At 38.1% G+C, this 6,606-nt stretch carries 7 protein-coding genes and 1 pseudogene; 1 reads left to right on the top strand and 7 read right to left on the bottom strand.

Translation table 11 applies throughout. The annotated features are described in order from the left end of the window. Positions 1-856: 856 nt before the first annotated feature. A complete protein-coding gene (locus tag PSF27_RS20580; protein WP_272682171.1) occupies positions 857-1,042 on the bottom strand; it encodes a hypothetical protein in 186 nt (61 codons plus the stop codon). On the opposite strand from PSF27_RS20580, the pseudogene PSF27_RS20575 reads away from it, so the two are divergent. After that, positions 1,020-2,031, top strand: a pseudogene (locus PSF27_RS20575) (IS91 family transposase); the annotation flags it as partial. The gene PSF27_RS20580 and the pseudogene PSF27_RS20575 sit on opposite strands and share 23 nt — an antisense overlap. A 172-nt stretch (positions 2,032-2,203) precedes the next feature. On the opposite strand, the gene PSF27_RS20570 reads toward PSF27_RS20575, so the two are convergent. The 6 genes from PSF27_RS20570 to PSF27_RS20545 all read right to left on the bottom strand — a co-directional run bounded on the left by PSF27_RS20570 (position 2,204) and on the right by PSF27_RS20545 (position 6,556). After that, the gene (locus tag PSF27_RS20570) at positions 2,204-2,833 is read right to left on the bottom strand and encodes a LysE family translocator (protein ID WP_272682170.1); all 630 of its coding nucleotides are present in this window, start codon (positions 2,831-2,833) and stop codon (positions 2,204-2,206) included. A 505-nt stretch (positions 2,834-3,338) separates the two neighbouring features. Further along, on the bottom strand, positions 3,339-4,394 hold the full coding sequence (locus tag PSF27_RS20565) for an MrpH family fimbial adhesin (protein WP_272682169.1): 1,056 nt from the start codon (positions 4,392-4,394) through the stop codon (positions 3,339-3,341). A gap of 14 nt (positions 4,395-4,408) precedes the next feature. Continuing rightward, positions 4,409-4,918, bottom strand: coding sequence for a fimbrial protein (locus PSF27_RS20560; RefSeq protein ID WP_272682168.1), 510 nt, complete (start codon positions 4,916-4,918; stop codon positions 4,409-4,411). An 11-nt stretch (positions 4,919-4,929) separates the two neighbouring features. Beyond that, the gene (locus PSF27_RS20555; RefSeq protein ID WP_272682167.1) at positions 4,930-5,457 is read right to left on the bottom strand and encodes a fimbrial protein; all 528 of its coding nucleotides are present in this window, start codon (positions 5,455-5,457) and stop codon (positions 4,930-4,932) included. After that, a complete protein-coding gene (locus tag PSF27_RS20550; RefSeq protein ID WP_272682166.1) occupies positions 5,450-5,800 on the bottom strand; it encodes a hypothetical protein in 351 nt (116 codons plus the stop codon). Before PSF27_RS20550 ends, PSF27_RS20555 begins: the two co-directional genes overlap by 8 nt. A 27-nt stretch (positions 5,801-5,827) precedes the next feature. Next, a complete protein-coding gene (locus PSF27_RS20545) occupies positions 5,828-6,556 on the bottom strand; it encodes a fimbrial biogenesis chaperone (RefSeq protein ID WP_272682172.1) in 729 nt (242 codons plus the stop codon). Between the last annotated feature and the right edge of the window lie 50 nt (positions 6,557-6,606).

Here is a 6,606-nt window from a genome sequence, read left to right as displayed (position 1 = left end):
CATGATTATCAATGCATTATATAAATAAGTTTAAAATCACACAAATAAAAATTAAAATCGCATTGGTAATTAACTATAAATTTATCATTAGAGTTTATGGTTATTTTATATATAATTTAACTCTAAATTACACCCCGTTAATTTAGAGTTAAATATAGTACTGGCATCATCAAAAAACGATATATTAAAAAACCCGCATACTTTAAATAATTATCTAATCGTTATATTTACGATGGATATTTCTACAACACCAATAGCACCCATTAGCCTTTAGATAGCTATACTCTTTTGCTTTTTTTATTGCCAATAAAGAATCCGAAAAATCACCTAAGAAAATTCGATTTAATTTATTAGGTAAATACTGGCAATCACGCCTATGCACTAAATAACAGGCATAGTTATCAATTAAAGTATCAATATAATAATCCATAAATTTCCTTTTAATTATCTATAATAAAAAAATTAGAATAACATACAATTATAATCACCTAAAGAAAATTAATTTTTACAGTTTAATAAAAACACATCAATATATAAAATTTATTGTATTTATAGTTTCTAAAATTTATTTTCACCTAATTAATGTCGATAATAAAATAAGTAAAAATACCAATCAGTTATATTGTGTTTTTTATAGACAAAACCAAACAAATTAACAGTGACAATATGACATTTTTAATACGGTAAAGAATACCTATGACTGGATTTTAGTTGAAACTGTCGCAGCGGGAGTTGCATTGGGAGCAGGATATAGCCGCTGAAGTACGAGGCGTGAATGTACGAAATGACAAGCGTAATAAAAAAGCGCAAAACACAGCTAAACTCAGTGAGCTAGCGACGTTTGCTTTAAGCAAGATTACTGCAAGTAAATCAGCTCTTCACGGCTTAAACTGATACTTTCAATGATAAGATCAAGACTAACCACATTTTTAAGCAAATTACGCGCCATATCTAATTGACGCTGATGAGCAAGCAGTCGTTCTTCTTCGCGGCCTTCTTCTCGACCTTTTTCCCAACCAATTTTCTCGCCTTTGTCTTGCAAACGTTGGGATGATACCTGGGATCAACTCCTCGTTAAACACGGTCATTACGTACCCAAGTGGACTAAACTTGTCATCGAACACATGCTTGCTTGCGGGACTGGTGCCATGGGCATTAGCAGTTATTGTTGCGAATTACCAGCCTGCTCCCACACAAAATATTTCTGTCAAAACTGCAAAAGTAAAGGTTGCAGCGCCTGTGGCATTAAAGCCACAGAGCAATAGATTGCCGAACAACAACATATTCTACCCGACTGTGAATGGCAGTATATTACCTTCACCATGCCAGATAAACTCTGGCCAGCTTTTGCCAACAACTAACCACGAATCAACCAACTTTTCGCTTGCGCCGTCAATACCCTGCTCAAATGGACAAAAAACTCAGTATCGAAATCGGCTTGTTTGTCGCACTTCATACTTACGGTCGTCAACTCAATCAACACCCTCACATTCATTTATCGGTGACTCGCGGGGTACTCTGCCTCTAACATGGTATCTGGCGCCCCATTTTCTTCAAAAAGAAAATCGTTGAGCGTTACTGGCGTCAGGCCATCATTACCTTATTGCTGGAAAACTACGCGACACTAAATTTACCTTCGACTGGCTTCGAGCACATCCGTGACTACCGCGAATGGTGCCAGTTTCTTGAAGCTAAGTATCAGCGACGCTGGAAAACTCACTTCGCTAAAAAACTCGAAATCCCCGCCAAAACATCAATTATCTTGGCCGTTACCTGAAGCGACCGCCGATAGCCGCTTCAAAATTACGTCATTACACTAGAGGTGCGGTCGTTCATCATTATTTTGACCATCGAACTGGGCGCCACCGCACACAACGACTGAGTCAGGAAGAGATGCTATGGCATTATATCAGTCATATCCCGTCTCATCATTTTAAAATGGTCCGATATTACGGCTTTCTAGCCAATCGAAAGCGGGGTATTTTACTACCGAAAGTGTATGAAGCGCTGGGGATGATAGTGAAGGCAAAAGTGACATTCAGTCTCCTAACCAACCTATTCAGTCTCTTGAAAAAGTATTGTGTTCAATGGGCTGGACGCCATGAGCGCGGTTATGATTAAACATTGAGAGGTGAAGTATGCTCTCTCGATGAAACATGTTGTTGATGTTATAACTATACATTCCTATTCACTATTAAATTCTTCACGCTCGTTTTTCAGCTAAAACCTTAATGCCAATTAAAATGAGCACTGCACCACTAGATCTCATTATCCATTTCATAACAGATGATTTACGTTTGAACCATTCAGAGAAAAAACCAGAAAATATTGAAATTGGAGCCTTGATAATAAAAGTAAGCGCAGCAAATACAACTCCCATCAATAACATTTTCAGCACAGGATTTCCACTCCCCCCACCTATAAACTGAGGCAAAAAAGCCAGGTAAAATATTAGAATTTTAGGATTGCTAACATTTGACAAGGCCCCGTAAAAAAAAGTTGATAACAAACTTTTTTTACCCACTCCAGAATCATCTGCTGAAATTACGCCATCAGAAGTAATTAACTGATATGCAACATAAAAAAGGTATATGGCACCACATAACTTTATGATCAAAAATAATACATCTGAAGCCATTATTATACTACCAAGGCCAAATGACACTATTAATGTATGAATAACCAATCCTAAACTTACTCCTAAAGCAGTAACAAGACCAGAGCCTACTCCAGATGAAATAGATTTCGTCATAACCAAAATCATATCTTGACCAGGTATAAATATTACTGCTAAGGAAGCTAGAACAAATGGAAACCACATTATTTCATTCATTTACCACTCCAACTAAATTTTATGTATCGCTGAAATACAATAGTCAACATTCAAATCCGCTTAGCTAACCTTAACATTCTTTGCTTGACCTCAACAACATGTCGGATCGGCGCGAATTAAGTTCCATTCGGGTAAAAATTTGGTGTATTCATCCGCTTTCCTAATACCGAAATTCACTAGGGTACACTCGAATATCCCTTCAAAGTCTTTAGCTGCTAAATTGGAAAGTTTATACGTTATGAGCATTCTTCACTTTCGTAGCGATATCGTGGATTGTTAACGACGACTCTCCACTTTGCTTACCCGCATCAATTAACATTTTTAATGTTAGCCGTTTTGGATCGCTCATCTTTAATACCGCGTCCATTTTACACTTACATTGAAAATGAATTCGCCTAGTATTCTATATAAAATCAAATAGTAATAAGAGTTCAAAATACCCCGATTAATGCACCACTGTATTGATTCAGATTCCTAACTATCAAGCACTAGCCATCATTAACAATTATATAAACGTAGCAATTATCCAAGCGCTCCCCTTGTAGTCCCCTGGTTCAGCGCCTGAACCTGAAAGTTGGCTTTCAATACGAATATTTTTGACCTTATCAATAGTGGTTTCAATTTCTTTTCCACTTTGATTTGTTTGCTCATCAAAAAGAGTGACTTTAGAATAAATAGTATTATCGCCTGATTTCAGCGGAACACGTTTTTCTGGGTCACTGTCAGTTACGTAATCTAACTTTACCCTCACCTTAACAGGCTGAACTTTTTCACAAGTATAGGTGACTGTGCGTGTTTCCTTACTATTAAACTCAAAGGCATCCAGTGTTTTATGGTCAATATTGAGATTATCTATATTGGAACGGCAATTTGATGGATAATTAATCACCGCTGTGGAGAAGTTTAATTTCACACTGGCTTTATCCTCAGGGACGTAAAGAGTTGGTTTACCAATATTTTGAAATAAGCGAGTGTACCCAGCAATAGTACCAGGAGGAATAATAACGTTTCCATCAACAGGGATTTCTTTGACATAAATCCTAACAACAAAAGGGAAATGCACAGTGAAGTAAGAAGTATTTAATGGTCCTGTATTGTAACTTGAGCATCCCAGTGCTGGAATATTTTGCCACCCGTTAGTAATACCATTATTAGAATAAAGAGTAAAAAAGGTATTTGAGTTGATTTTATAGGCCGTTAATCCGTTAAGTGTAAATCCAGCTTCTGGCATATAAGCAAAAACACGATGATAAGCAAAATTTTCAGATATACCCCAACGAGTCTCTCCATCTAAAAAATTAACCATACATTCTATTTGCCCAGTAGGCTGTGCGGTACTCTCATTAATAACAATCCCAGAGCTATTAGGAGGTGCAATTAAATGATATTGATTATTATCTGAGCCAATTGTTGGAGTCATCGCAACGACTGCATTGAGTGAATTTAAATTTATGCTATAGACCCCACCTGCTGCGGCATACCTGGTAGCTTGTGCATGTAAACTTCCTAAACACAGTGGTAACAATAAAAGTAATTGTGTATAAATTTTTAATTTTTTCATAAGGATTCCCAATATTACAGGTAATCAACCATCACAGACAAAGCGGCTGTAAATGGCCCTGCAGTAAGGTTTTCTAGGGCTTGATTAGTCACTAGTTGCGACTGAATAACGATTTTCCCTGTATCACCACTGACGGTGGGGGCGATCCGTTCCCATTTATTCAAATTCAGGGCCGTGCTTTTATTTTCTTCTGAGAAACGAATACCTAGTCCCGTAATTGAGGTCGCCAGTACGGTTTCGTTATTGACGGTTAGGGTATTGCCTTCCCTTGGTGAAAGATAAACCTGTAAATTTTTACGAAGCTCACATTGCTTAATCAAAATGCCAAAAGACTGTTTTTCTTCGGTTAACCTATCCAAGGCAACCTCTCTAAAGTTAATAAATAACTCATTTTTTCCATCTTCCGCCGTTAGTACACAAGCTGGATGAACTAATTTGGCAGATAATGAAATCAATATGTCGGCTTGAGTATTAAAAAAAATCAATAAGCCCATTAAAAGGAAGGCAAAATTCGTCAGTTTCATTTTTATTCGCCTTATTGATAATCAAGGTTGAACGTCACGGTTGAAGAAAACACACCTGTTTTTAAACGTGTATTAAAGGGTTTTTGTGCATATACACCGAATGAAAGTGTATTAATTGACCCCTTTCCTGACTCGGTGACGGTACTCACATCTATTTTTGTATTCAGGTCGAGCTCTTTGCCCTTGCTGTCGGTCAGCACCAATAACACATTGGACTCACCTGTTGTTTTGAGGTAGTTAATGCCATTATGTGTTTCGCTATTTTGGGTATTTAAGGTGATTTTGATGGTTTTATTTAACGCCATCTCTGAACAGTCCACGATATCAAGCTGAAAAGGCTGAATGTCAGAACGCCCTAATGTTTCAATAGATGAAAAGCGGAGCCCAGACAGGTAGATTTTTTTCTGGACATCATCATCACTGAGACGACAACCCACAGCCAATAGTTCCCCTTCAAAATAAACTGTTAAGCTATTGGCAAAACTGCTATTCGCCGAGAGAAATAAAAGGCTAAATAAAAATATTACGCATCTAGTCATAATTTATTTCCAAACGTTGAGCCGCTTTATTGGCCTGAAATGATAACAAGAAAGTGTTATTGGGCAGGGGCTGTGAGAACACATACTTTTGCATGCCTAATGTCAAAGTAAAAGGCACCCAAGTATGTTGCTGGCCTGATTTACGACAATGTTTAAAATTCATTTCTAATTTATAAGTTATTGAAATTAATGCATTTTTATTTGATCTCAATGAAATCTGTGGTAGACAAGGAGCAGTGACAATACGTGCGTTGACATAGACTGTGCCCGTAGTGACTGGTGCAGTGGACTGCGCAAAAATAGGTGCCGCAAAAGCCCATAGCACTAAGTAACGTAATTTCATAGTTCTGCTCCTTTCTATTTTGACGCATTATTCAGTCACGCTGCACTGCGATGCTTGGCACTTGAATGCCAGTGATGGCTTTCCGCCATAATCATTAATGTATGTCAGGTAAGGTGTTGAAAATTTAGCTGATTTAATGATTTGATTCGATTTTGGTGGCACCATGACAGCTTCAAAATCACTCTCTTCAGATTGCTTTTGGCTGTTTCCAATGCCTATAACGGTTAAATAAAAGGGTGTTGGATTATTTAATGTATAGCCCGTTGCTGCAGGCGTTAGCGTGACGAGTTTTGTCCAATCTGTTTTACTTTGCGCCACGATGCTTTCAGGGCGATAAAACAGTTTTACGCGGCTTTGTAACGCAATTTGCAACACACCAGCTTCTGATGATTTAGGCGGGATCTCGCGCAGGTTGTAGTAAAACAGGGATTCTCTGTCTTGGGGTAATTTCGCTACATCAGGGGCGGTACTTAAGCGCACTAAACTGGTTGATTTGGGCTCCATACGTTGAATGGGCGGCGTGGCAATAATAGGGCCTGTTTCAAGTTTTTGCTCTGAGGCATTTTCTAACCATGACTGCGCCAAGTAAGGCAGTTCAGGGTTATCATTGCGGATCGTAATATTAATAGATGGCTGATTTCCATCGAAAATAATACGAGTACGATCAAGCGTGACGGCGGCTTGAGCGGTACTCAAGACGCTTACCGTGAGCGTAAAGGCTGTGGTTAAAAGTAAAAAGTGGCGGTTCAATTTCATTTCAATTCTCTTATTAACGGCAAATGATAGTAGGGTAAACTTCCTGAGAG

The organism is Providencia sp. PROV129 (genome assembly GCF_028482245.1).
Classification (GTDB): domain Bacteria; phylum Pseudomonadota; class Gammaproteobacteria; order Enterobacterales; family Enterobacteriaceae; genus Providencia; species Providencia vermicola.
This window is presented reverse-complemented; position numbering and strand designations above follow the sequence as displayed.

Coding starts and splice junctions, on each gene's coding strand:
- PSF27_RS20555 (WP_272682167.1), bottom strand. CDS start 5,457: ATGACTAGATGCGTAATATTTTTATTTAGCCTTTTATTTCTCTCGGCG.
- PSF27_RS20565 (WP_272682169.1), bottom strand. CDS start 4,394: ATGAAAAAATTAAAAATTTATACACAATTACTTTTATTGTTACCACTG.
- PSF27_RS20560 (WP_272682168.1), bottom strand. CDS start 4,918: ATGAAACTGACGAATTTTGCCTTCCTTTTAATGGGCTTATTGATTTTT.
- PSF27_RS20550 (WP_272682166.1), bottom strand. CDS start 5,800: ATGAAATTACGTTACTTAGTGCTATGGGCTTTTGCGGCACCTATTTTT.
- PSF27_RS20545 (WP_272682172.1), bottom strand. CDS start 6,556: ATGAAATTGAACCGCCACTTTTTACTTTTAACCACAGCCTTTACGCTC.
- PSF27_RS20570 (WP_272682170.1), bottom strand. CDS start 2,833: ATGAATGAAATAATGTGGTTTCCATTTGTTCTAGCTTCCTTAGCAGTA.